Below are 24,825 nucleotides of genomic sequence, written 5' to 3'. Positions count from 1 at the left end.
GGTGTTGCGACCTTGGAATCCAAGGAAAAGTGCCCCGAGTCGGACTCGAACCGACACTGTATGGGTTTTGAATCCATTGCCTGCTGCCAATTGGGCTACCGGGGCCCACGGAATCGAAGGTTTACCCCGACCCGCTGCCCGACCACCTTACCGCAGCTGGGTACGCTCTTGGGAGCAGTACCCGTGCCCTGAACTAGGAGCTATCGTGACCGCCCCCGAGTCGCCCCAGCCCGTAGACGCGCCCGACGACGACAAGTCGCACGTCCCGCCGCTGACGACCCGTGTCGTCATCGCCGAGGACGAGGCTCTGATCCGCCTCGACCTCAAAGAGATGCTCGAGGAAGAGGGCTACACCGTCGTCGGTGAGGCCGGTGACGGTGAGCAGGCGGTCGAGCTGGCGCGTGAGCACAAGCCCGATCTGGTGATCCTTGATGTGAAGATGCCGAAGATGGACGGCATCTCGGCGGCGGAGAAGATCGCCGAGGAGTCGATCGCTCCGGTGCTGATGCTGACGGCGTTCTCGCAGCGCGATCTGGTGGAGCGGGCGCGGGACGCGGGTGCGATGGCGTATCTGGTGAAGCCGTTCAGCAAGAGTGATGTCGTTCCCGCCATCGAGATGGCGGTGTCGCGGTTCCAGGAGCTGCGGACGCTGGAGAACGAGGTCGCGGATCTGACGCAGCGCCTCGAGACGCGGAAGCTGGTGGACCGGGCGAAGTCGGTGTTGCAGACGCAGTACGGCCTGACGGAGCCGGCGGCGTTCCGGTGGATTCAGAAGACGTCGATGGATCGTCGGCTGTCGATGCAGCAGGTCGCTGAGGCGGTTATTCAGGACGCCGAGGAGAAGAAGGCGGCGAAGGGCTGAGTTCCGCCCCCGCCGGTCGTGGCTGAGGCCCGTACCCCTTCGGGGGTACGGGCCTCAGTCGTAGGTGCGGGCGGGCTCAGTCTTCGCCGAGGTACGCCTTGCGGACGGATTCGTCGTGGAGGAGGTCCTGTCCGGATCCGGAGAGGACGACGGTGCCGACTTCCATGACGTGGCCGTGGTCGGCGAGGGAGAGCGCGGCCTGGGCGTTCTGCTCGACCAGGAGGATGGTCGTGCCCTGGGACTTGAGTTCGGCGATGGTCGCCATGATCTTCTGCATCATGATCGGGGAGAGGCCCATGGAGGGTTCGTCGAGCATGAGCAGTTTGGGCTGGGACATGAGGGCGCGGCCCATGGCGAGCATTTGCTGTTCGCCGCCCGAGAGGGTTCCCGCGGCTTGCTTCCGGCGTTCGCCGAGGATGGGGAACAGGTCGTAGGCGCGCTGGATGTCTTTTTCGATGCCGGCGGTGTCCTTGCGGAGGAACGCTCCGAGCTGGAGGTTCTCGGCGATGGAGAGCCGGGGGAAGATGCGTCGGCCTTCGGGGGAGTGGGCGAGGCCCATGGCGACGATCTTGTGTGCGGGGATGCCGGCGAGGGGTTTCCCGTCGAAGGTGATCTTGCCGCTGAGGGGCTTGAGGAGCCCGGACAGGGTGCGCAGGGTGGTGGTTTTGCCGGCGCCGTTGGTGCCGATGAGGGTGACGACTTCGCCCTCTTGGACGCTGAAGGAGATTCCCTTGACGGCTTCGATCTTGCCGTAGGCGACCTTGAGGTCTTCTACTTCGAGGAGTGCGCTCACTGGTCGTCTCCTTCCGTGGCGTGTGCTTCCGCGGCTTCGACTGCGGCTGCGGCGGTGTCTTCGGGGGCGCCTTCGAAGGGTTCGCCGAGGTAGGCGGCGATGACGCGTTCGTCGCCCTGGACGACTTCGGAGGTGCCTTCGACGAGCTTTTCGCCCTGGACGAGGCAGGCGACGCGGTCGCTGAGGTTGAAGATGAAGCGCATGTCGTGCTCGATGACGAGGACGGCGATGCCGCGGTCGCGTATGGCGAAGACGAGGTCTTCGGTGGCGCGGGTCTCCTGCGGGTTCATGCCGGCGGTGGGCTCGTCGAGGAGGAGCAGGCCGGGCTCGCTGGCCATGGCGCGGGCGATTTCGAGCTTGCGCTGTTCGCCGTAGGGGAGGTTGCGGGAGAGGTGGTCGGCCTTGTGGGCGAGGCCGACGAACTCCAGCAGTTCCATGGCGTGTTCGCGGGAGGCTGCTTCTGCCTTGCGGAAGCCGGGGCCGCGGAGGATGGCGGACCAGAGGCCTTCCTTGGTGCGGGTGTGGCGGCCGACGAGGACGTTTTCCAGGACGGTCATGTTGGCGAAGAGCCGGATGTTCTGGAAGGTGCGGGCGATGCCGGCGCTGGTGACCAGGTGCGGCTTGGGGGGCAGCACGGTGCCTTTGTAGGCGACTTTGCCCTCGGTGGGGACGTAGAGGCCGGTGAGGCAGTTGAAGAAGGTGGTCTTGCCCGCGCCGTTGGGGCCGATGAGGCCGACGATCTCTCCGGCGTTGACGGTGAGGTCGACGTTGCGTACGGCGGTGAGGCCGCCGAAGCGCATGGTGACGCCGGTGGCTTCGAGGACGGGGCTGAGGGCTGTGGTGGTGGTCATGGTGGTTACGCCCCTGCCTTGGTGACGCCGACGGTGGAGTCGGGCAGGCCTTGTTCGGGGATGTGGACGGAGTCGTCGCTCTCGTGGAACTCGAGTTGGCGGCGGCGGTTGGCGATGATGCCTTCGGGGCGGAACCGCATGAGGAGGACGAGTGCGACGCCGAAGGCGAGGAGCTGGTACTCCTTCAGGAAGCTGAGCTTCTCGGGGAGCATGTAGAGCAGGGTGGCGCCGAGGATGGGTCCGTTGACGGTGCCCATGCCGCCGAGGACGACGGCGGCGAGGAGGAACGCGGAGTTCGGGGGCACGGAGCCGGCGAACTGGTACGGGGCCGGGTTGACGCTGTAGCCGACGTGGGCGCTGACGGTGCCGGCGAGGCCGGCGAGAGAGGCGCCCAGGGCGAAGGCGATGAGCTTGACGCGGAAGCCGTTGATGCCCATGGCGGTGGCGGCGGTCTCGTCCTCGCGGATGGCGATCCAGGAGCGGCCGATGCGGGAGTCCGCGGCGCGGTTGAAGACGAGGACGACGATCGCGGTGATGAGCAGCATCAGGAGGAAGTAGTTCGCGAAGCGGCCGAGGGAGAATCCGCCGATGTCGTGGTTGCTTCCGAAGTTGAACCCGAAGATCTCGAGGTCCGGGATCATGGAGATGCCGTTGGGGCCGTTGGTGAGGTTGGGCCCGGAGGTGCCGTCGAGGTTGTTGACGGTGATGCGGAAGATCTCTCCGAAGCCCAGGGTCACGATGGCGAGGTAGTCGCCGCGCAGACGCAGGGTGGGGGCGCCGATGAGGACGCCGAAGACGAGCGACGCGAGCATGCCGGTGAGCATGGCGGCCCAGAAGGGGAACTGGACGCCGGCGAAGCGGGAGAACTCGGATCCGGAGACGAGGGCGGCCGCGTAGGCGCCGACGCCGAGGAAGGCGACGTATCCGAGGTCGAGGAGGCCGGTGAGGCCGACGACGATGTTGAGGCCGAGGGCGACGGTGGCGACGACGAGGATGTTCACGCCGAGGTTGGAGTTGTGCTCGTTGTTCTCGACGAAGGGGAAGAGGGCCGCCGCGAGGAAGGCCATGGAGGTGGCGAATCCCTTGTGGCCGGCGTTGAGCTGGGCGAAGCGGTCGAAGAGTCCCGCGGTGAACAGGGACCAGGTGCCGAGGACGACCAGGAGGATGTAGCCCAGGAACGTTTCGCTCGCGTCGGGGTCGACGCCGACGCCGTAGGCGAAGACGATCAGCGCGAGGGCGGTGGCGGCGGTGATGACGAGGCGTTCGCCCCAGGCCGGGAGCTTTGCGGCCGGGGGGATGCGTCCGGGCTTGGTGACGTAGTCCTTGAAGGTGTCACCGGGCGTGGGGAGCGCGAGCGCGCCGACCAGGGCGATGGCGGATCCGACGGCGGCGATGTACGCGCCGGGGTCGAGTGCGACGAGGCCCTTGAGGTCGACGGCGATGGCGATGGCGCTGAACCAGCTCACGGCGAACGCGGACGCGGTGGCGAGCAGGACGGGCTGGGTGGCGCCTGCTGGGTTGAGCCAGCCGAGGCCGCGGACACCGAAGAGGGTGAGCGCGAACAGGAGGGTCAGGACGCCGGCGACGAGGGCGAGGATCTGGAGTCCGGCCGGGGAGCCGTAGTAGGTGAGGTCCCCGGGGAAGTCGGACGTGTAGGTCCAGGACATGAAGGTGCTGGCGATGGTGGCGACGGCGCCGACGGCGACGAGGGTGCGGGCCGCGGTCTGGGGGAGCGCGATGAGACCGCGGGCGGGGGTGGTGGTGTCTGTGGTTGCCATGGTGCTCACGCCCTGTCCGCGACGCGTTCGCCGATGAGGCCTTGTGGCCTGAACAGCAGTACGAGGATGAGGAGTACGAAGGCCCAGACGGAGGACCAGCCGCCGCCGCCGAGCTGCTGCATGCCCGGGATGCCGTCGATGTAGCTGGTGGCCATGGTTTCGGCGAGGCCGAGGACCAGGCCGCCGATCATGGCGCCGTAGATGTTGCCGATGCCGCCGAGGACGGCTGCGGTGAAGGCCTTGAGGCCCATCTGGAAGCCCATGTCGTACTTGACCGTGCCGTAGCGCAGGCCGTACGAGACGGCTGCGACGGCGGCGAAGAAGCCGCCGATGGCGAAGGCGATGACGATGATGCGGTTGGTGTCGATGCCCATGAGCTGCGCGGTGTCAGGGTCCTGCGCGGTGGCCTGCATGGCGCGGCCGGTGCGGGAGAGGCTGACGAACAGGGCGAGGGCCGCCATGCAGAGGGGGGCGGCGATGATGACGAAGACGCTGCCGCTCTGGATGCTGATGGAGCCGATGTGGACGGGTCCGAAGGGCAGTTGGGGGAACTTGAGGTCGTTCTTGGCGTTCGGGTACCAGTTGAAGACGAGCTGCTGGAGCGCGAGCGACAGACCGATGGCCGTGATGAGCGGGGCGAGGCGTGGTGCTCCGCGCAGTGGTCGGTAGGCGAAGCGTTCGGCCCCGACGGCGATGAGGACGGAGACGATTCCGCCGCCTATCAGCATCGCGGGGAGGGCTATCCACATGGATGTGCCGTTGGGCAGAACGTAGAGGTAGACCGTGAGTGCGCCGAAGCCGCCGGTCATGAAGATCTCGCCATGGGCGAAGTTGATGAGCTGGACGATGCCGTACACCATCGTGTAGCCGATGGCGATCAGCCCGTACATCGAGCCGAGGAACAGCCCGTTGGCCAGCTGCTGCGGCAGGGTGTTCACCGCATGGCCTCCATGTGGTGGGGAGAGGTTGAGCAGGGCGTATGAAGCGGGCCGCGCGGTGACGGGTGGTCATGGCCGCGCGGCCCAGAGGTGGTGCTGAGGGCCTGTCCCGGTGATGTGGACCGGGTCGGCGGTTCGGTCGGGCCGTGGCCCTTGGTGACCGAACCGCCTGGTGGCCCGGGGTGGTTCGGATCAGCCGTTGAACGTGCCGCTCTTGACGGCCTTCCACTTGCCGTCGACGACCTGGTAGACGGTGAGCTGCTTGTTGGTGGTGTCGCCGTACTCGTCGAAGGAGACGGGTCCGGCGATGCCGTCGAACTTGGTCTTCTGGACCTCGCCGACGATCTTGGTGCGGGCGTCGGAGGGGACCTTGCCGTCCTTCACGACGTTGCCGATCGCCTTGATGATGGCGGTGGCGGCGTCGTAGGAGTAGCCGCCGTACGTGCCGTAGTCGCCCTTGAGGCCGGAGGCCTTGTACTTCTTGATGAAGTCGGCGGCGGAGGGCAGGGAGTCGACGGGCTGGCCGACCGAGGTGGCGAGGTCGCCTTCGGAGGTCTTGCCGGCGGTCTGGATGTAGGTGTCGCTGAACATGCCGTCACCGCCGAACAGCGGGACCTTGGCGCCGCCGTCCTTGAGCTGCTTGGTGAGCTTCTCGGACTCGTCGTACTGGCCGCCGTAGTAGACGAGGTCGGCCTTGGAGTTCTTGATCTTGGTGACGAGGGCGGAGAAGTCCGTGTCGCCGGTGTTGACGTGGTCCTGGCCCGTGACCTTGCCGCCGGCCTTGGTGAAGCCCGCCTTGAAGAGCTTGGCGAGGCCGGCACCGTAGGTCTGCTTGTCGTCGACCACGAACACCTTGCGCTTCTTCAGCGTGTTGTAGGCGTAGTCGGCCGCGAAGCCGCCCTGCAGGGCGTCGGTGGTGGCGGTGCGGAAGTAGGTCTTGAACGGGCGGGACTTGGAGGTCTGCCAGTTCTTGCCCTGGGTGAGCTCGGGGGCCGTGTTGGACGGGGAGACCTCGACCAGGTTGGCGGTGGCGAAGACCTGCTGCATCTGGGTGGCGACACCGGAGTTCAGCGGGCCGACGACGCCGAGGACCTTCTCGTTCTGGACGAGCTGGGTGGCGTTGGACTGGCCCTGGGCCGGGATCGCCTTGTCGTCGAGCGCCTGGACCTTGAACGTCACGCCGGGAACGGTGTTGTTCTTGTTGGCGTCGTTCACGGCGATCTGCACGCCGCCCTGGATGCCGAGGCCCGTGGCCGAGTTCTGGCCGGTGAGCGGGGCGTCGACGCCGATGATGACGGTGGTCTTCTTGCTGCTGTCGCTGCCCTTGTCGTCGTCGCGCGATCCGCAGGCGGTGAGCGTGAGTGCTCCGGTGGTGAGCACGCTGGTCATGATGAGCAAGGAACGGTGTCGCACGATCAATCCTCTCCCTGGCGCGGCTCCCGCGGTTGGGGGCCGTGTGTCTCGCCGGGCCGTACTGGGGTGGTACAGGGCCGTGCAGCAGACGCGCCCGGCGGCGCGGTGACTGGCCGTGACTATAAGCGCAGGTGGGTGGGGTGGGGAGCTGAGGAGGGAAGGATGTGACGCTCTTGTTATGACGCGGTGCTCGTCGGTGGGTGCAGTGGGGGCGATTGGGACTTTTGGCCGGAGGGTGCCGGCGCTCGCATGGGGAGAACATGCTGTTCCGCTAAGGAACTTGGGGTGATCTTGGTCCTTGCGGGTGGAAGTGTGCCGCTGGGGAGGCGGATGCCGGGCGCTTCGGGGGCGGTGGCTCGCGCTCCGCATTGCTCTGTTGCGACAGAGGTAACCGAGTGTTACTTCCATGTGAGATCCGTTCGCGGTCCGCGGGGCGGCCCGGAGTGCCCTTCGGCGTCCCGCAGGCGGCGTGCGGACAGGCGGCGAGGTCGCGGGGGCGGGCGCCGCCGAAGTGGTGGCTGTGCTGCTGCTGTGCCTGACGGTTCCGAAGGCCGAGGGCGAGGTGCGGCAGGGTGAAGCCGGGCGGCAGGGTGGCGCGCTTGTGTACGGAGATGCGACAGTGAGGGGTTTCGGGGTGCCGCCCTTCACTGTCAGTGGCAGCGCGGGGATGACGCGGGTATGCAATCCCGGTAGTGCGACTTGTATTTGACGGATGATCACGGGCTGGGTGTCGCGCACGGAGACGGTGAGGCGGAAGGTGGCGGATCGCGGGTGGTGCGGGTCCGGCGCGCCGCTTCCCTCGTAGTGCCGGAAGGTGACCTGGGAGGGGTAAGGGATCGGGGAGGGTGCGGCCGGGGGTGGTGGTGAGGGCGGTGTGCGCGTAGGCGCCCCGCGACGGTCACTGCGACGAGCAGGGCTTGCAGGGTGCGGCGCAGGCGTGACGGAAGCGCCGCCCAACGCTCTTAAGGGTGGAGGGAGTTGGGGGGCGGCCCACAGGGTGTCGGTGTGGGCTTGGGCGTGCATGTGGGTGTGCGGGGCGCCGTCGTCGGAGGGAGGTTCTGGCTCGACGAGGGGCCGATACCGGCCATGCTCAACGCCGGTGCGGAGGGGGAGAGTCCGCCAATGCGGGCGACGGCCTCAACTGCTGTTCTGCGTCGGGTAGTTGAGTGGTGGGTCGCGACTTGGTGAACGTCTGCGCCGAGGCGTCCGGTGGGGCGGTGAGGCCTGTCGGTGGGCGGGCCGGACTCGCGTAGGCGGCGGCCAGGTGCCGTGCTGGACGGCTCCCGTCCCGTGGGGGACGCCTGCGCTGCCCGGCGCGGCGACGGTGGCCGTCCGTGCCGGGAACAGCGGCGTGGAGCGTCGTGATCGTGGTCGCGCCCTGTGACGGACCGGCCCGGTCAGGACCGGACCAGCCTGGTCACGGACGAGCTCTGGCTTGGACGAGCCCTGTCACGGACGAGCCCTGTGGCGGGTCAGCCCTGTCAGGACCGGACCAGCCTTGTCACGGACGAGCCCCGTGGCGGGTCAGCCCGGTCAGGACCGGACCTGTCACGGACGAGCTCTGTCATGGACGAGCCCTGTCGCGGACGAGCCCCGTGGCGGGGCAGCCCTGTCAGGACCGTCCTTGTCAGGACCGGACCAGCCTTGTGGTGGTGGATCGGCTGGATCGGCCTGTCGCGGACCGGCCCGGTGACGGGCGAGCCCTGCGTCGGACGAGCCCGGGGCCGGACGAGCCCTGCGTCGGACGAGCTCGGCGCCGGACGAGTCCTTCGCCCGATGTGTCCTTCGCCGGACGGAGTCCCGCGTCGGACGTGAGGCCTCAGCTCTTGGGCATGTCCTTGAGGAGGCAGGTCAGGCGGGCCGAGCAGACCCGCCGGTCCTGCTCGTCGGTGATCACGATCTCGTACGTGGCCGTGGAGCGGCCGCGGTGTACGGGGGTGGCGACGCCGGTGACGAGGCCGGAGCGGGCGCCGCGGTGGTGCGTGCAGTTCAGGTCGACGCCGACGGCGATCTTGGCACTGCCGCCGTGGAGCATCGAGCCGACGGAGCCGAGGGTCTCGGCGAGGACCGCGGACGCGCCGCCGTGCAGGAGACCGTAGGGCTGGGTGTTGCCCTCGACGGGCATGGTGCCGACGACGCGCTCGGGGGACGCTTCCTTGATCTGGACGCCCATGCGGGTGCCGAGGTCCCCCGCGGAGAACAGGGCGGGCAGGTCGACGCCGAGCGCCGCGTACTCGTCGATGATCTCTTGCGGGAACTTCACGCTGCTGTGCTCGCCCATGGTGCCCGGCTCCGTTCGTCGTCTGTCGGTGTTCGTGCGTGGGGTGCTGTTCTGCCTGGTCGGCTGCCTGAGCAAACGCTCAGTCGGTCGCCGATTGTTCCAGGCGGACGACGACGGACTTGCTGGTGGGGGTGTTGCTGGTGTCAGCGGTGGAGTCCAGCGGGATCAGGACGTTGGTCTCCGGGTAGTACGCGGCCGCGCAGCCGCGGGCCGTCGGGTAGTGAACGACGCGGAAGCCGGGGGCGCGGCGCTCCACGCCGTCCGTCCACTCGCTGACCAGGTCGACGTAGGAGCCGTCCGCGAGGCCCAGGCCCTGGGCGTCGTGGGGGCTGACGAGGACGACCCGGCGGCCGTTCCTGATGCCGCGGTAGCGGTCGTCGAGGCCGTAGATGGTGGTGTTGTACTGGTCGTGCGAGCGCAGGGTCTGCAGCAGCAGCCGGCCCTCGGGGAGCTTCGGGTACGCGACGGGCGCGGCCGTGAAGTTGGCCTTGCCGGTGGCGGTGGGGAAGCGCCGCTCGTCGCGCGGGCCGTGCGGCAGCGTGAAGCCGCCGGGGTGGCCGGCGGAACCGGTCACGCGCGCGTTGAAGTCCTCGAAGCCCGGGATGACCTTCGCGATGCGGTCGCGGACCGTGGCGTAGTCCTTCTCGAACTCCTCCCAGGGCGTGCGTGACGCGTCGCCCAGGACGCGGCGCGCCAGGCGGGCCACGATCGCCGGTTCCGACAGGAGGTGCTTGCTCGCGGGCGCGAGGCGGCCGCGTGAGGCGTGGACCATGCTCATGGAGTCCTCGACCGTCACGAACTGCTCGCCGCTGCTCTGGAGGTCCCGCTCAGTGCGGCCGAGCGTCGGCAGGATCAGGGCGCGCGCGCCGGTGACCGCGTGGGAGCGGTTGAGCTTCGTCGACACGTGCACCGTCAGGGCCGCGCGGCGCATCGCGGCCTCGGTGACGTCGGTGTCGGGGGAGGCCGCCACGAAGTTGCCGCCCATCGCGAAGAACACCTTCGCCGCGCCGTCGCGCAGCGCCTCGATGGCCCGTACGACGTCGAAGCCGTGCTCGCGGGGCGGTGCGAAGCCGAACTCCTTCTCCAGGGCGTCCAGGAAGGCGGGCGCGGGGCGCTCGAAGACGCCCATGGTGCGGTCGCCCTGCACGTTGGAGTGGCCGCGCACCGGGCACACGCCCGCGCCGGGGCGGCCGATGTTCCCGCGCAGGAGCAGGAAGTTGACCACTTCGCGGATCGTGGGCACCGAGTGCTTGTGCTGGGTGAGGCCCATCGCCCAGCACACGACGGTGCGCTCGGAGGCGAGCACCAGGGCGAGGGCCTCCTCGATCTCGGCGCGCTCCAGGCCCGTCGCCGTCAGCGTCGCGTCCCAGTCGGCGGCGCGGGCGGCCGCGGTGAACTCCTCGTAGCCGTGGGTGTGTTCCGCTATGAAGGTGTCGTCGACGGCGCCTTCGGTCTCCAGGATCAGCTTGTTCAGGAGGCGGAAGAGGGCTTGGTCCCCGCCGAGGCGGATCTGGAGGAACAGGTCGGTCAGGGTGGCGCCCTTGAGCATGCCCTGCGGGGTCTGCGGGTTCTTGAAGCGTTCGAGTCCGGCCTCGGGCAGCGGGTTGATCGTGATGATCTTCGAGCCGTTCGCCTTCGCCTTCTCGAGGGCGGAGAGCATGCGCGGGTGGTTCGTGCCCGGGTTCTGCCCGGCCACGATGATCAGGTCGGACTTGTAGAGGTCCTCCAGGGAGACGCTGCCCTTGCCGATGCCGATGGTCTCCGTGAGCGCGGAACCGGACGACTCGTGGCACATGTTCGAGCAGTCGGGCAGGTTGTTCGTGCCGAACTCGCGGGCGAACAGCTGGTAGAGGAACGCCGCCTCGTTGCTCGTGCGGCCCGAGGTGTAGAACACGGCCTCGTCGGGGGAGGCCAGGGCGGTCAGCTCCTCGGCGATGATGTCGAAGGCGCGCTCCCAGGACACCGGCTCGTAGCGCTCGGCGCCGTCCGCGAGATACATGGGGTGCGTGAGGCGGCCCTGCTGGCCCAGCCAGTACCCGGAGCGGGTCGCGAGGTCGGCGACCGGGTGCGCGGCGAAGAAGTCGGGCGTGACCCGGCGCAGGGTGGCCTCCTCGGCGACCGCCTTCGCGCCGTTCTCGCAGAACTCCGCCTTGTGCCGGTGCTCGGGCTCGGGCCAGGCGCAGCCCGGGCAGTCGAAGCCGTCTTTCTGGTTGACGCGGAGCAGGGTGAGCGCGGTGCGGCGCACGCCCATCTGCTGCTGGGCGATCTTGAGGGAATGGGCGACGGCGGGCAGTCCGGCGGCGGCGCGCAGCGGCGCGTCCACCTGCGGCGCGTCCTGGACCGGATCCCCCGTGGGCGGCTTCGTTGCCATCGTCTGTTCCCCTTCGAGCACGCGTGTGAGGTACGTCGCCGATCCTCGCACGCACGACTGACAGCTCTCATCGGAGGCCCGTGACGGACCGGACTGTCAGTGGGGCGTGGCAGGATCGGGGGCGTGGCAGAGACAGCAGCGAAGAAGACCGAGAAGAAGACCTCAGGCAGCCGGCCGCGGCTGATGCTCATGGACGGGCATTCGCTGGCGTACCGCGCGTTCTTCGCGCTGCCCGCGGAGAACTTCACGACCGCGACCGGACAGCCGACGAACGCGATCTACGGCTTCGCGTCGATGCTGGCGAACACGCTGCGCGACGAGGCGCCCACGCACTTCGCGGTGGCGTTCGACGTCTCGCGCAAGACGTGGCGCTCCGAGGAGTTCACGGAGTACAAGGCGAATCGTTCGAAGACCCCGGACGAGTTCAAGGGGCAGGTCGAGCTGATCGGCGAGCTCCTCGACGCGATGCACACCCCGCGCTTCGCGGTCGACGGGTTCGAGGCGGACGACATCATCGCCACGCTCGCCACCCAGGCCGAGGCCGCCGGGTTCGACGTGCTGGTCGTCACCGGCGACCGGGACTCGTTCCAGCTCGTCAGCGATCACGTCACGGTGCTCTACCCGACGAAGGGCGTCTCCGAGCTGACGCGGTTCACGCCGGAGAAGGTCGAGGAGAAGTACGGGCTCACGCCGGCCCAGTACCCCGACTTCGCGGCGCTGCGCGGCGACCCGTCGGACAACCTGCCGGGCATCCCCGGCGTCGGCGAGAAGACCGCCGCGAAGTGGATCAACCAGTTCGGTTCGTTCGCCGAGCTCGTGGAGCGCGCCGAAGAGGTCAAGGGCAAGGCCGGGCAGAATTTCCGCGACCACATCGAAGCCGTCAAGCTGAACCGCCGGCTCACCGAGATGGTGCGCGACGTCGAGCTCCCCCAGACGGTCGAAGACCTGGAGCGCGCCGCGTACGACCGCACGGCCGTCGCGATGGTCCTGGACACCCTGGAGATCCGTAACCCGTCGCTGCGCGAGCGGCTCCTCGCCGTCGACCCGGGCGCCGAGGAGGCCGAGCAGACGCCCGCCGAGCCCGGCGTCGACGTCGACGGTTCGGTGCTCGGCGCGGGCGAGGTGGCCCCGTGGCTCGCCGAGCACGGCGACGCCGCCCTGGGCCTCGCCACGGTCGACACCTGGGCGCTCGGTGCGGGATCCGTCACCGAGGTGGCGCTCGCCGGCGCCGGGGGAGCCGCCGCCTGGTTCGACCCCACCCAGCTCGACGAGGCCGACGAGAACGCGTTCGCGGCGTGGCTCGCCGACGCCGCGAAGCCCAAGGTCCTGCACAACGCGAAGAACGTCATGCGGGTCTTCGCCGAGCACGGCTGGACCGTGGACGGCATCACCATGGACACGGCGCTCGCCGCGTACCTGGTCAAGCCCGGCCGCCGCTCCTTCGCGCTCGACGCGCTGACCCTGGAGTACCTGGGCCGTGAGCTCGCCCCGGCCGCGGCCGACGGACAGCTCGCCTTCGGTACGGAGGACGACGACCAGGCCGAGGCCGACGCGCTCATGGTGCACGCCCGCGCGATCCTCGACCTCGGCGAGGCCTTCGGCGGGAAGCTCCGGGAAGTCGGCGCGGCCGATCTCCTCAAGGACGTCGAGCTGCCCACGTCCACGCTCCTCGCGCGCATGGAGCGGCACGGCATCGCCGCCGACCGCGCCCACCTGGAGGCCATGGAGCAGATGTTCGGGGGCGCCGTCCAGCAGGCCGTGAAGGAGGCGCACGCCTCCGTGGGCCACGAGTTCAACCTCGGCTCGCCCAAGCAGCTCCAGGAAGTCTTCTTCGGCGAGCTCGACCTCCCCAAGACGAAGAAGACGAAGACCGGGTACACGACGGACGCGGACGCGCTCGCCTGGCTGGCCACGCAGACCGACCACGAACTCCCCGTGATCATGCTGCGCCACCGCGAGCAGGCCAAGCTTCGGGTCACCGTCGAGGGCCTCATCAAGACGATCGCCGCGGACGGCCGCATCCACACGACGTTCAACCAGACCGTCGCCGCGACGGGCCGGCTCTCCTCGACCGACCCGAACCTGCAGAACATCCCGGTCCGCACCGACGAGGGCCGCGCCATCCGCCGCGGCTTCGTCGTCGGCGAGGGCTTCGAGTCGCTCATGACCGCGGACTACAGCCAGATCGAGCTGCGCGTCATGGCGCACCTCTCCGAGGACGAGGGCCTCCTCGAGGCGTTCACCTCCGGCGAGGACCTGCACACCACGGTCGGCGCGCAGGTCTTCGGAGTCGAGCGGTCCGCCGTCGACGCGGAGATGCGCCGCAAGATCAAGGCCATGTCGTACGGGCTCGCCTACGGCCTGTCCGCGTTCGGCCTGTCCGGGCAGCTGAACATCGAGCCGGGCGAGGCGCGGGTCCTCATGGACACGTACTTCGAGCGGTTCGGCGGCGTGCGCGACTATCTGCGCCGCGTCGTCGACGAGGCGCGCGCCACGGGCTACACCGAGACGATGCTCGGCCGACGCCGGTATCTGCCGGACCTCAACAGCGACAACCGCCAGCGCCGTGAGATGGCCGAGCGCATGGCGCTCAACGCGCCGATCCAGGGCACGGCCGCCGACATCGTCAAGATCGCCATGCTGAACGTGGACAAGGCGCTCAAGGACGCGAAGCTCAAGTCCCGGCTGCTGCTCCAGGTCCATGACGAAATCGTCCTGGAGATCGCCCCGGGCGAGGCCGCGGCGGCGGAGGAGCTGGTCCGGCGCGAGATGGCCGGGGCCGTGCATCTGCGGGCGCCGCTGGACGTGTCGGTGGGCGTCGGCCCGGACTGGGAGTCCGCGGCGCACTAGCCTGCGGCCGGCCGTGGTTCGAGCTGTCGCCCGGACCGTAGTTCGGGCTGCTGTTCAGGTGAGCCGTAGTTCAGGTAAGGGGCGGAGCCAAGGGGCTCCGCCCCTTACCGCGTTCACCGCTGTCGTATCACCGTTGTTGTTGTCTCACCGGAGCCGGCGCCACCTCGCGTCCGGCCGGACCTCGACGTCCCCGCACGAGCAGCGCGTACACGACCAGACCGAGGACGAGGCCCGCGCCCCCGCCGAAGCACAGGGTCGGGATGATCTCCCACGGCTTGGCGACCGCGCCCCAGTACGTCCACCAGCGCACCGTCCGCACCCCCGCGGCCACCGCCACGCACCCGCCGATCACGAGCGCCGCCACCCACCTCTCACCCACGGAGAGCTGAGGCAGCGCGGCGCGGGCGTCGGCGGCGGCCGCCGAGGGGACACGGCGCACCGCCGACACCACGAAGAGCGCGATCACCACGAGCGCGACCGCCGAACCCCCGTACTGCGCGTACCAGTAGAGAGGGGAGCCGGCGATCTCCTCGCCGAGGACCGGGAAGACGCGCATGCCCCACCGGTCGAGATGCGTGAACGCGTCCCACACCACGTGCGTCGTCGCGCCCAGGACGGCGGACACGTACCACCACCACACCGCGGCCACCGGCCGCCGCTCCCACGCGAAGGCGCCGGCCGGACGCCCGGTGCCCGCACCTCGCGCCACCACGAGGACCTGCCCCCGCACCCGCCCCGGCAGCAGCGCGATCACCGGTTCCCGCAACAGGCGCCACAGACCGACCAGTACAGCGGCGACGGCCACGTCGATCGTGAAGACGCCCGGGAAGGAGTGGGTGAAGTCCCCGAACTCCATCGCCCCCGGCACCGCGCTCGCCGCGAAGTACGTCACGTCGGGCGCGAACGAGCCCGCCACCAGCAGCGAGGGCACGAGCGCGCCGCGCCCGGTACCGTCGCGGCGGACGGCCGGCAGCACGGCCGCGGCATGGCTGATCGTGAACGGCAAGTGGTCCCCCTCGGACGGTTCCTGATGCGGCGCCTACGCGGTGCCGCTCAGTATGGCCCGTGGCGACCGCGGTAACGCCTACATGGCCAACCGGCAAAAATCGGGCACGAACGGGTGCCTGGGCGCCGGAAGTTGTCGTAGTGTCGCCTGGGTCACTCCGCGCCGGGGAGCGCGGACTGACCCGTAAACGGTCGGCAATCGGAGGGGCTCACGGTATGGCGGCGCTATTCGGAAAGCGGTTGCGCAGGTCCGCGATGACGACCGCTGTGGCGGCTGCCGCCGTGGCGGCACTTTCCGCGTCCCAGGCGCCCGGCTTCACGGACACGCAGAACGGCAGACAGTCCGCCGCCGACGCGGCGCCCTCGCCCGGCGACTCGGCGACCGGCAACTCCCCGTACTACACCGATCTGCCGGACCTCAACAGCCCCACCGCGCCGCCCAGTACGGGTCCCGGCAGCCCGGGCGGCACGGGTACCGGCGCGAACGAGTCCGGTATCCCGGCCACCGTCCTCGACGCCTACAAGAAGGCCGAGGCGGAGCTCGCCGCGACCAAGCCGGGCTGCAATCTCCCCTGGCAGCTCCTCGCCGCGATCGGCAAGGTCGAGTCGGGCCAGGCACGCGGCGGCAACGTCGACGCGAACGGCACGACGCTCAAGCGGATCCTCGGCCCGCCCCTCGACGGCAACGGCTTCGCGAGGATCACCGACACCGACAACGGCGCCTACGACAACGACACGACGCACGACCGGGCCGTCGGCCCCATGCAGTTCATCCCGTCGACCTGGGAGTGGTCCGGCCGCGACGGCAACGGCGACGGCAAGAAGGACCCCAACAACATCTACGACGCCGCCCTCGCCGCAGGCCACTACCTGTGCCGCGGCGACCGCGACCTCTCCCAGAGTGGCGGCCTGCACGCGGCGATCCTGAGCTACAACCACTCGCAGGAGTACCTCAACACGGTCCTGAAGTGGTTCGAGTTCTACCGCAAGGGCACCCACGAGGTCCCGGACGGCACCGGTGTCCAGCCCGGCGACCGCAGCGACGGCAGCCCCAGCCCCTCGCCCTCGCCGAGCAGCCCCGGCACGACCAGCCCGTCTCCCGGAGCCTCCACGTCGCCCAAGCCGAGCAAGCCCGGCGGCGGTTCGAGCACCGACCCGTCGAAGCCGGGCGGCGGAGGCTCCACGAGCCCCGCACCGCCCACGGCCGCCGAGACGGTCACGCGCATCGAGGACGCCGGAACGGGCACGCTCGGTGCGACCGCCGGTGACGCCTTCGCCGAACGCGTCGCCGTCCGCACGGAGAACGCCGCGGGCAAGGGTGTCGGTACGGTCAAGGTGAAGCTCACCGTCGTCGGCGACACGGACCTGGCCTTCAGCGGCGGATTCAAGACCGTCACCGTCGTCACCGACAGCACCGGCAAGGCCACCGCGCCGCCGCTGCGGGCGGGCGAGGACACCGGCGAGTTCACCGTCCGCGCCACCGTCGTCGACCGGAAGCTGCCCGGCCTCGACTACACGGCGACCGTCTCCGCGCGCCAGGCCGACGCCCTCACCAGGACCGACAGCACGGAACTGACCTGCGAGGCCGGCGGCCAGTTCGCCGACCCGGTCCAGGTCAGGGCCACGTACAAGGGCGACGCCGCCGACGGGGTCGCCACCACTGCCACGCTGATCAAGTCCAAGGACGACGCGACCGAGAACGACAAGGGCCCCTATTTCAAGGACGCGGACGGCAAGGCGATCCGCACCCTCAAGGGCCTCAAGACCGACGGCGACGGCCGCCTCCAGCTGCCGAGGATCTACGCGGACGACGCGACGGGCACGTTCCTGCTCCGCGTCAACACCACCGGCGGCGCGACCCTCACCGTCGAACTGAAGGTGACCGCGGCCGCCGCCACGGCAACCCCGTCCCCGTCCGCCTCGCCCTCGGCGACGTAACTCCCGTACGGCACAAGCCGTATGCGCACGCCCCGCGCCGCCCCCTCGCCGTTCACCGGCCGAGGGGGCGGCGCTGTTGTGCAACGTGTTCTCATCTCGGCCGCGCGTTGCTACGGTGCCCCAGCCCTGACGCCCTATCAGATTCCAGATCCGGTGATCCGCCGGGAGGCTGCATGCGTGCCCTGATCGCCGCCGCGACCGGTCTGGCCGTGGCGCTCGCCCTCGTCATCACGATCTCGGCGATCGGCTCCCCGCCCGGCGAGACCTCGCCCAAGCCGCTGCTGACCACCGTCCCCAAGCACCCCTGACCTGCCGAGGAGGCCGCCGCGATGCGCCGCAAGGCCAGCCTGATCCTGCTCGCCCTCGCCGTGTTCTGCACGGCGATGTCCCCGCTGATGCGCTGGTACGCGTTCCCGCGCCTCGCGAAGATCCCGGCCGGCCAGTACCAGAACGCCGTCCTTGAGGCCAAGAACCCGACCCTCCTCGACTACGGCTCGATGCAGTCGAAGAAGGTCTCCAAGGTCACCGTCGTCCAGACGCTCAAGGGGAACGTGGAGGCCTCCGAGCAGGTCGAGAAGAGCGCGGGCCGCGACGTCGTCGTCTGGGACTCCCTCTCCTACATCGTCGGCCCCGACGGCAAGATGGTCTCCCAGGTCCCCGAGCGCTACGTCTTCGACGCCCACAGCCAGGCGCCCGTCCACCCCACGGGCAAGTACGCCGAGACCGTCGACGGCGACAAGGTCAGGCGCGACGGCATCGAGTTCAAGTGGCCCTTCCTCACCGAGAAGCGGGACTACGAGTACTACGACGCCCAGGCCCGCGTCACCCGGCCGATCCACTACAAGGGGACCCAGACGTTCCGCGGCCTGAAGGTCTACTACTTCGAACAGACCATCCCGTGGATGAAGGTCCCCCTCCCGAAGACGATGCCCGTCAAGGGCATCACGCCGGAGTCCGTCGCCAAGACCGGCACGACCCGCTGGTACACCACGGTCCGTAAGTTCTGGGTCGAGCCGGTCACCGGCGCCCCCGTCTACGGCGAGGAGATCCAGCACAACGAACTCCGCGGCGGCACGCTCCTGGGCGGCCGCGACAAGGTGACGGTCTTCGCCGGGCACGTGAAGATGCGCGAGGACTACATCAGGTCGACGGTCGCCCTCGTCAAGTCCAACCGTGTCCTGGTCGTCCTGCTCACCTCGTATCTGCCATGGGGCTTCCTGACCCTCGGCCTGCTGCTGCTCGCGCTCTCCCTGTGGCTCGAGGCCCGCAGCCGCCGTCCGGGCGAGCCGGAGGCCGCCCCGGAGCACGAGCCGGAACCCGTCAGCGCCTGAGCCGCGCGCTCGTGTGCCGCGTCGCGACCGCGTCCGCCGGATCCTCCGGCCACGGATGCTTCGGGTACCGGCCGCGCAGCTCGGCCCGCACCGCCCGGTACCCCTCGCGCCAGAAGGAGGCCAGATCCGCCGTCACCGCAGCGGGACGCCCCGCGGGTGACAGCAGATGCACCAGGACCGGCACACCGGCCACACGCGGCGACTCGTGCAGCCCGAACATCTCCTGCAACTTCACGGCCAGTACGGGCTGTTCGGGGTTCGCGTAGTCGATCCGGATCCGGGACCCGCTCGGCACCTCAAGGCGCTCCGGGGCGAGCTCGTCGAGGCGGGCGGCGTCACCGCCCGCCCAGGGAAGCAGCCGCCGCAGCGCCTGCCCCGCGTCGATCCGGCCCAGATCGGACCGGCGCCGCGCCTTGCCGAGTTCCGGCTCCAGCCACTCGTCCACGCGCGCGTGCAGAGCGTCGTCCGACACGTCCGGCCAGGGCGCCCCCAGTGTCCGGTGCAGGAAAGCGAGCCGCTCGCGCAGCTCCCCGGCCTCCCGTGACCACCGCAGCAGCCCGAACCCCTCCCGCCGCAGCCCCTCCTTCAACGCCTCCCGTACGAGAGCGGGGGCGGCCTCCTTCAAGGGGCGCACGGCGAGCTCCACCGCGCCGAGGCGCTCGACGTGCCGCGCCACCAACTCCCCGTCGGCCCACGCCACTTCGTCCCCCTCGGTACGCAGCGGAGCGGCGGCCCGCAGCGCGACCTCCTCGGCGACGACCGCGGCGAGCCGCACGCGCGCGTGCCCGGCGCCCACGGGCCGGTCGGCGACCGCGACGGCGATCCACGGCGCGCCCCGCAGCCGTGACCCGTCCGCGAGCGCGGCCCGCGTCCCGGACACCATCAGGTACTCGCCGTCGCGCCCACGCCCCACCCGCTCCGGAAAGGCGAGCGCGGCGACGACTCCGGCGACCCGGTCCTCGGACAGGTCCCCGGGAGCGTCATCCCGCGCGGGGTTCTGCCCGGCCGCCCCCGTGAGCCGCCGCACCTCCGTCTTCCAGCGCGCGGCGTACGCGTCGGCGCCCCGGCGCGCGGTGCGCCACGCCGCGGCCAGGTCGTCGCCGTAGTCGCGGGGCGGCTCCTCGCTCAGGAGGGCGACCACCTCGGCCGCGCGGCGCGCACCCACCACAGGGGTCGCGTCCAGGAGGGCGCGGGCCAGGCGCGGATGCAGGCCGAGGCCCGCGAGGCGGGCGCCGCGCTCCGTGGCCCGGCCCGAGTCCGCCTCGACCGCCCCGATCGCCGTCAGGACGGACCGGGCCGCCGCCATCGCCCCGGCCGGCGGAGCATCCAGGAGCGCGAGGCCCGAGGCGTCCGGATCGCCCCAGCACGCCGCCTGCAACGCGAACGCCGTCAGGTCCGCCACCTTGATCTCCGGCGCCGGGAACCGCGCGAGGCGAACGTCCTCCGCCTCCGCCCAGCACCGGTACACCACCCCGGGAGCCTCGCGTCCGGCACGCCCCGCCCGCTGCCGCCCCGCCGCCTGCGAGGCCCGTACGGTCGTCAGCGCGCTCAGCCCGCGCGCGTGGTCCACCCGGGGCTCCCGCGCAAGGCCCGAGTCCACGACGACCCGCACACCCGGCACCGTCAGCGACGACTCGGCGACGGACGTGGCGAGCACCACCCGCCGTCGCGCGCCCGCCGAGAGCACCGCGTCCTGTACCGCGGCGGGCGCCCGCCCGTGCACCTGCAACACGTCCACGTCACCCGGATCGCCCAACTGCCCGGCCACGCGCGCGATCTCACCGACCCCCGGCAGGAAACACAGCACATCCCCGCCCTGCTCCCGCAGCGCGCGCCGCACCACCGACGCCACGTGCGTGAGCAACGCCGGATCCACCCGCATCCCGTGCGGCGGCCGCACCGGACGCGCGGGCGGCGCCCACACCGTCTCCACGGGATACGAGATTCCCTCGGCCTCGACCACGGGCGCCCCGCCGAGGAGCCGCGCCCACCCCTGCGCGTCCGTCGTCGCCGACGCCGCCACCAGCCGAAGCTCGGGCCGCAGCGCCTCGCGCACGTCGCACAGGAACGCCGCGACGGTGTCCGCGTCCAGATGCCGCTCGTGGACCTCGTCGAGCATCACGACATCCACGCCGGCCAGCTCCTGGTCGCGCTGGAGCCGTTGCAGGAGCACACCCGTCGTGACGACCTCCACGCGCGCGTGGCGCCCCATCACCCGCTCGTCGCGCACCGTGTAGCCGACGCTCTCGCCGGCCTTCTCGCCGAGCAGCCACGCCATCCGCCGCGCGGCGGCCCGCGCCGCGATCCGCCGCGGTTCGGCGACGACGACACGCCGAGCGGGCCCGTCACCGACGAGCCCGGAGAGCACCAGCGGCACCAAGGTCGTCTTGCCGGTCCCGGGCGGCGCCACGAGAACGGCGCTGCCCGGCGCCGCGGGCCCGTCGAGGGCATCGCGCAGGCCGGGCAGCGCACTGCGTACAGGCAGGTCGAGAGCGTCGTCACGGATCACACGCTCAGTCTCTCCCCCGGCCCGCGGCCGAGGGAGCCCCGGTCTAGCTTCGCTCGCAGACGAAGATCGCCGTGCCCGGGATCAGGTTTCCGCGCAGCGGGGACCAGCCGCCCCACTCCTGCGTGTTCCACGCGGGCCACTGCGGCTCGACGAGGTCCACCAGGCGGAAACCGCCGGCCACGATGTCGCGCACCCGGTCGCCGACCGTCCTGTGGTGCTCCACGTACACGGCGCGTCCCTCGTCGTCCTGCTCCACATAAGGGGTGCGGTCGAAGTAGGAGGCCGCCACGGACAGGCCCTCCGGGCCCGGCTCGTCCGGGAACGCCCAGCGGATCGGATGCGTCACCGAGAACACGAACCGGCCGCCGGGCCGCAGCACCCGGTGCACGTCCCGGAGCACCCGCACGGGATCGGCGACGAAGGGGAGCGCGCCGTACGCCGAGCAGGCCAGGTCGAACGACCCGTCCGCGAACGGCAGCGCGCCCGCGTCCGCCTCCACCAGCGGCACCGCGCCGCCGTCGATGCGCAGGGCGTGCTGGAGCTGCCGGTGGGAGAGGTCGAGGGCGACGGGGTGCGCGCCCTGCGCGGCGAGCCAGCGCGAGCACTGCGCCGCGCCCGCGCCGATCTCCAGGATCACCTTGTCCTTCAGATCCTCCGGCGGGCCGAGCAGCTCGGCCTCCACCTCGTCGAGGCCCTCGGGGCCCCATACGAAACGGTCGTCCCCGAGGAAGGTGCCGTGCTCGACCTGGTAGTCGTCCGCGTTCTTGTCCCACCAGCCCCGATTGGCACGGGAACTCTCCGTGCCGTCGGCGTCACGCCGGGTGGCTTCGGGCTCGAACGGTTCAGGCTCTTGGATGATGGGCTCCCTAGTCGTACTCTTCCGTTCAACCCGTCGCGGCGGAACGCCGAGCGGCCCGTGTGGCCTCGTGCGACAGGTTTTGTGCCGGGTATGCGAAGTTCGCCCCGGGTGTGCGCCTTCGCGCATTGACCCTGTCCGGCTGCCCCCGTATGCTACAAGTTGCGCTGCGAGCCTGCGCTCCTCAGACATAGCAGGCTGCGCTCGCATCTGTATGTATGTCCCCTCGGTTATCGAGGCGCCCCCTTCGGGAGTGGCGCTTCCTGAGCTGTCCGGCCTTCTGCAGTGCGATCACGGGCTCCCGGCGTAGCAGTACCTACGACTTCAATGTCCGTACCGGAGCCCTTACCCACATGACGAGCAGCACCGAGACCACCGCCACCACCCCGCAGGTAGCGGTCAACGACATCGGTAACGAGGAAGCCTTCCTCGCCGCGATCGACGAGACGATCAAGTACTTCAACGACGGCGACATCGTCGACGGCGTCATCGTGAAGGTCGACCGGGACGAGGTCCTGCTCGACATCGGTTACAAGACCGAAGGCGTCATCCCGAGCCGCGAGCTCTCGATCAAGCACGACGTCGACCCGAACGAGGTCGTCAAGGTCGGCGACGAGATCGAGGCCCTGGTTCTCCAGAAGGAGGACAAGGAAGGCCGCCTGATCCTGTCCAAGAAGCGCGCTCAGTACGAGCGTGCCTGGGGCACGATCGAGAAGATCAAGGAAGAAGACGGCATCGTCACCGGTACCGTCATCGAGGTCGTCAAGGGTGGTCTCATCCTCGACATCGGCCTCCGTGGCTTCCTGCCGGCCTCCCTCGTCGAGATGCGTCGCGTCCGCGACCTCCAGCCCTACGTGGGCAAGGAGCTCGAGGCCAAGATCATCGAGCTGGACAAGAACCGCAACAACGTGGTCCTGTCCCGCCGTGCCTGGCTCGAGCAGACCCAGTCCGAGGTCCGCCAGACGTTCCTCACGACCCTCCAGAAGGGTCAGGTCCGCTCCGGCGTCGTTTCCTCGATCGTCAACTTCGGTGCCTTCGTGGACCTGGGTGGCGTCGACGGTCTCGTGCACGTCTCCGAGCTGTCCTGGAAGCACATCGACCACCCGTCCGAGGTTGTCGAGGTCGGCCAGGAAGTCACCGTCGAGGTCCTCGACGTCGACATGGACCGCGAGCGTGTCTCCCTGTCGCTGAAGGCGACGCAGGAAGACCCGTGGCAGCAGTTCGCCCGTACGCACCAGATCGGCCAGGTCGTCCCCGGCAAGGTCACGAAGCTGGTTCCGTTCGGTGCGTTCGTCCGCGTGGACGAGGGCATCGAGGGTCTGGTCCACATCTCCGAGCTGGCCGAGCGCCACGTGGAGATCCCGGAGCAGGTCGTCCAGGTCAACGACGAGATCTTCGTCAAGGTCATCGACATCGACCTCGAGCGTCGCCGCATCAGCCTCTCGCTGAAGCAGGCCAACGAGGCCTTCGGTGCCGACCCGTCGACGGTCGAGTTCGACCCGACCCTGTACGGCATGGCCGCGTCTTACGACGACCAGGGCAACTACATCTACCCCGAGGGCTTCGACCCCGAGACCAACGACTGGCTCGAGGGCTACGAGACCCAGCGCGAGGCCTGGGAGACCCAGTACGCCGAGGCGCAGCAGCGCTTCGAGCAGCACCAGGCTCAGGTCATCAAGTCCCGCGAGGCCGACGCCCAGGCCGAGGCCGAGGGTGCTGCCGCTCCGGCCGGCGCCCCGGCTGCGTCCGGTGGCGGCGGTTCGTACTCCTCGGAGTCGGACGACAACTCCGGCGCGCTTGCTTCGGACGAGGCGCTCGCCGCGCTCCGCGAGAAGCTGGCCGGTGGTCAGAGCTGATCTGAACCCTTCGGGGTTCGGTAGGTAGTTGAGCGGGCTCGCACCCTTGGGGTGCGGGCCCGCTTCTCTGTGTCCGCGGGCGTTTCCTACGGCGTGACCGGTACGTTCGTCAGGCCCTTGCCGCCCGTCACCGTGTTGCTTGCGTACACCGTCGTTCCGCAGCTTCCGCCGGCGTTCGTCACGTTGATCGCCAGTTGCTTGTCGCCCGTCGCGCCGCGCAGGTCCGACGTGTTGGAGCGGAAGACCGTGCCGCAGCCCCAGCCGGACTGCTGGGTGTGGGTCTCGTAGCCGTTGTTCGTGGTGGCGCTGCCCTTGTTGTTCTCGACCAGGACGTCGTTGCCCTTCACGTCGACCCAGGAGTCGTCGAAGTTGGCCCCGGTCAGGCCGCTGCCGTCGAACGTGTTGCCGACGATCCGCGCGCCCGTCGTGCCCTCCTTGATGTCGACGTTCTCGCCGCCGACGTCCGGGCCGATCGTGTTGCCGGTGATCTGGATGCGGTCGCTCTTGTCCGAGGTTCCGCCGGCCGTGCCGACGTAGACGCCCTCGCCCATGCCGCGGCCGTCGTTGCCGGTGTCGTAGATCCGCGAGTCCTTGATCGTCCCGTCGGTGCTGGAGTTGCGGAAGTGGACGCCCTCCATGTCGAGCCCGTGGACGGTGACCGTGTCGACGACCACGCCCTTCGCCGAGTCGATCATGATGCCCTTCTGGCCGCCGGTGACGGTGACGCCCCGGATTGTCCAGTACGAGGCGCCGTTCAGATGCAGGCCGTAGCCGCCGCCCGCCGTGAGGACAGCCTTCGCGGAGCCGGTCAGGGTGATGCGCGAGCCGGAACTCGCGGCGGTCGACGTCTTGAAGTTGCCCGAGTACGTGCCGTCGGCGAGATGGATCGTGTCGCCGGGCGCGGCCGCCGTGAGCGCCGACTTGAGCTGGGCCGCGGTGGAGACCTCGATGACCTGAGCGGCTCCGGCGGCGGGCGTCGCGAGGGCCGTGACGGCTCCGGCGACGAGTGCGGAGGCGGTCAGAGCGGGCAGGGGCGCGGAACGCATGCGCATGTGGGGGTGCCTTCCCGTCGGTTCGTGCAAAGGGAAATTCTTGTACGTGAACTCTGGGTGCACATATGAACGTAGAGGCGTGGCATGGCTGCGTCAAGGTCTGTACCAAGGGGGCGCCCTCGGCCGCCAAAAGCCGCCTGG

Annotated in this window: 17 protein-coding genes and 1 tRNA gene; 6 read left to right on the top strand and 12 right to left on the bottom strand. The window is 70.0% G+C overall.

The window, feature by feature from the left end:
* Positions 1-30 precede the first annotated feature (30 nt).
* A tRNA-Leu gene (locus LGI35_RS13760) sits at positions 31-105 on the bottom strand.
* Between the two features lie 100 nt (positions 106-205).
* On the opposite strand from LGI35_RS13760, the gene LGI35_RS13755 reads away from it, so the two are divergent.
* Positions 206-862, top strand: coding sequence for an ANTAR domain-containing response regulator (locus LGI35_RS13755; protein WP_227294141.1), 657 nt, complete (start codon positions 206-208; stop codon positions 860-862).
* 76 nt (positions 863-938) lie between these two features.
* Here LGI35_RS13755 and LGI35_RS13750 read toward each other — a convergent pair whose 3' ends face one another.
* From LGI35_RS13750 to LGI35_RS13720, 7 genes are all read right to left on the bottom strand, one after another.
* Positions 939-1,655, bottom strand: a complete 717-nt coding sequence (locus LGI35_RS13750) for an ABC transporter ATP-binding protein (protein ID WP_227294140.1) — start codon at positions 1,653-1,655, stop codon at positions 939-941.
* Entirely contained in the window at positions 1,652-2,506 is an 855-nt protein-coding gene (locus tag LGI35_RS13745; RefSeq protein WP_227294139.1) for an ABC transporter ATP-binding protein, read from the bottom strand. The genes LGI35_RS13750 and LGI35_RS13745 overlap by 4 nt, the downstream gene beginning before the upstream one ends.
* A 5-nt stretch (positions 2,507-2,511) precedes the next feature.
* Positions 2,512-4,284, bottom strand: a complete 1,773-nt coding sequence (locus tag LGI35_RS13740) for a branched-chain amino acid ABC transporter permease (protein WP_227294138.1) — start codon at positions 4,282-4,284, stop codon at positions 2,512-2,514.
* 5 nt (positions 4,285-4,289) lie between these two features.
* Positions 4,290-5,222, bottom strand: coding sequence for a branched-chain amino acid ABC transporter permease (locus LGI35_RS13735; protein ID WP_227294137.1), 933 nt, complete (start codon positions 5,220-5,222; stop codon positions 4,290-4,292).
* A 192-nt stretch (positions 5,223-5,414) separates the two neighbouring features.
* Entirely contained in the window at positions 5,415-6,611 is a 1,197-nt protein-coding gene (locus LGI35_RS13730; protein WP_227300296.1) for a branched-chain amino acid ABC transporter substrate-binding protein, read from the bottom strand.
* A 1,843-nt stretch (positions 6,612-8,454) separates the two neighbouring features.
* Positions 8,455-8,916, bottom strand: coding sequence for a PaaI family thioesterase (locus LGI35_RS13725; RefSeq protein WP_227294136.1), 462 nt, complete (start codon positions 8,914-8,916; stop codon positions 8,455-8,457).
* 79 nt (positions 8,917-8,995) lie between these two features.
* A complete protein-coding gene (locus LGI35_RS13720) occupies positions 8,996-11,287 on the bottom strand; it encodes an FdhF/YdeP family oxidoreductase (RefSeq protein ID WP_227294135.1) in 2,292 nt (763 codons plus the stop codon).
* A 123-nt stretch (positions 11,288-11,410) separates the two neighbouring features.
* Between LGI35_RS13720 and polA the strand changes: the two genes are divergently transcribed.
* A complete protein-coding gene (gene polA / locus LGI35_RS13715) occupies positions 11,411-14,137 on the top strand; it encodes a DNA polymerase I (RefSeq protein WP_227294134.1) in 2,727 nt (908 codons plus the stop codon).
* Positions 14,138-14,264: 127 nt separating this feature from the next.
* Here polA and LGI35_RS13710 read toward each other — a convergent pair whose 3' ends face one another.
* Positions 14,265-15,143 (bottom strand): DUF4184 family protein, encoded by an 879-nt coding sequence (locus LGI35_RS13710; protein WP_227294133.1) that lies wholly within the window; start codon positions 15,141-15,143, stop codon positions 14,265-14,267.
* A 215-nt stretch (positions 15,144-15,358) separates the two neighbouring features.
* Here LGI35_RS13710 and LGI35_RS13705 point away from each other — a divergent pair, with 215 nt between their 5' ends.
* The 3 genes from LGI35_RS13705 (at position 15,359) to pgfA (ending at position 18,411) form a co-directional block, all read left to right on the top strand.
* Positions 15,359-17,080 (top strand): lytic transglycosylase domain-containing protein, encoded by a 1,722-nt coding sequence (locus tag LGI35_RS13705; protein ID WP_227294132.1) that lies wholly within the window; start codon positions 15,359-15,361, stop codon positions 17,078-17,080.
* Between the two features lie 173 nt (positions 17,081-17,253).
* Positions 17,254-17,388 carry an SPW_0924 family protein gene (locus LGI35_RS13700; protein ID WP_107489191.1) on the top strand — a complete coding sequence of 45 codons (135 nt, stop codon included), beginning with the start codon at positions 17,254-17,256 and terminating at the stop codon, positions 17,386-17,388.
* A 21-nt stretch (positions 17,389-17,409) separates the two neighbouring features.
* Entirely contained in the window at positions 17,410-18,411 is a 1,002-nt protein-coding gene (gene pgfA, locus LGI35_RS13695) for a cell envelope lipid trafficking protein PgfA (protein ID WP_116502675.1), read from the top strand.
* On the opposite strand, the gene hrpB is transcribed toward pgfA, so the two are convergent.
* Positions 18,401-20,920, bottom strand: a complete 2,520-nt coding sequence (hrpB, locus tag LGI35_RS13690) for an ATP-dependent helicase HrpB (RefSeq protein WP_227294131.1) — start codon at positions 20,918-20,920, stop codon at positions 18,401-18,403. The two genes, pgfA and hrpB, sit on opposite strands and share 11 nt — an antisense overlap.
* Positions 20,921-20,963: 43 nt before the next feature.
* Positions 20,964-21,905 (bottom strand): class I SAM-dependent methyltransferase, encoded by a 942-nt coding sequence (locus tag LGI35_RS13685; RefSeq protein WP_227294130.1) that lies wholly within the window; start codon positions 21,903-21,905, stop codon positions 20,964-20,966.
* A 224-nt stretch (positions 21,906-22,129) separates the two neighbouring features.
* Between LGI35_RS13685 and rpsA the strand changes: the two genes are divergently transcribed.
* Positions 22,130-23,632, top strand: a complete 1,503-nt coding sequence (rpsA, locus tag LGI35_RS13680) for a 30S ribosomal protein S1 (protein WP_116502678.1) — start codon at positions 22,130-22,132, stop codon at positions 23,630-23,632.
* 86 nt (positions 23,633-23,718) lie between these two features.
* On the opposite strand, the gene LGI35_RS13675 is transcribed toward rpsA, so the two are convergent.
* On the bottom strand, positions 23,719-24,684 hold the full coding sequence (locus LGI35_RS13675; protein ID WP_227294129.1) for a right-handed parallel beta-helix repeat-containing protein: 966 nt from the start codon (positions 24,682-24,684) through the stop codon (positions 23,719-23,721).
* Between the last annotated feature and the right edge of the window lie 141 nt (positions 24,685-24,825).

It is taken from the genome of Streptomyces longhuiensis, from assembly GCF_020616555.1.
In the GTDB taxonomy this organism is placed as follows: Bacteria; Actinomycetota; Actinomycetes; order Streptomycetales; family Streptomycetaceae; genus Streptomyces; species Streptomyces longhuiensis.
This window is presented reverse-complemented; position numbering and strand designations above follow the sequence as displayed.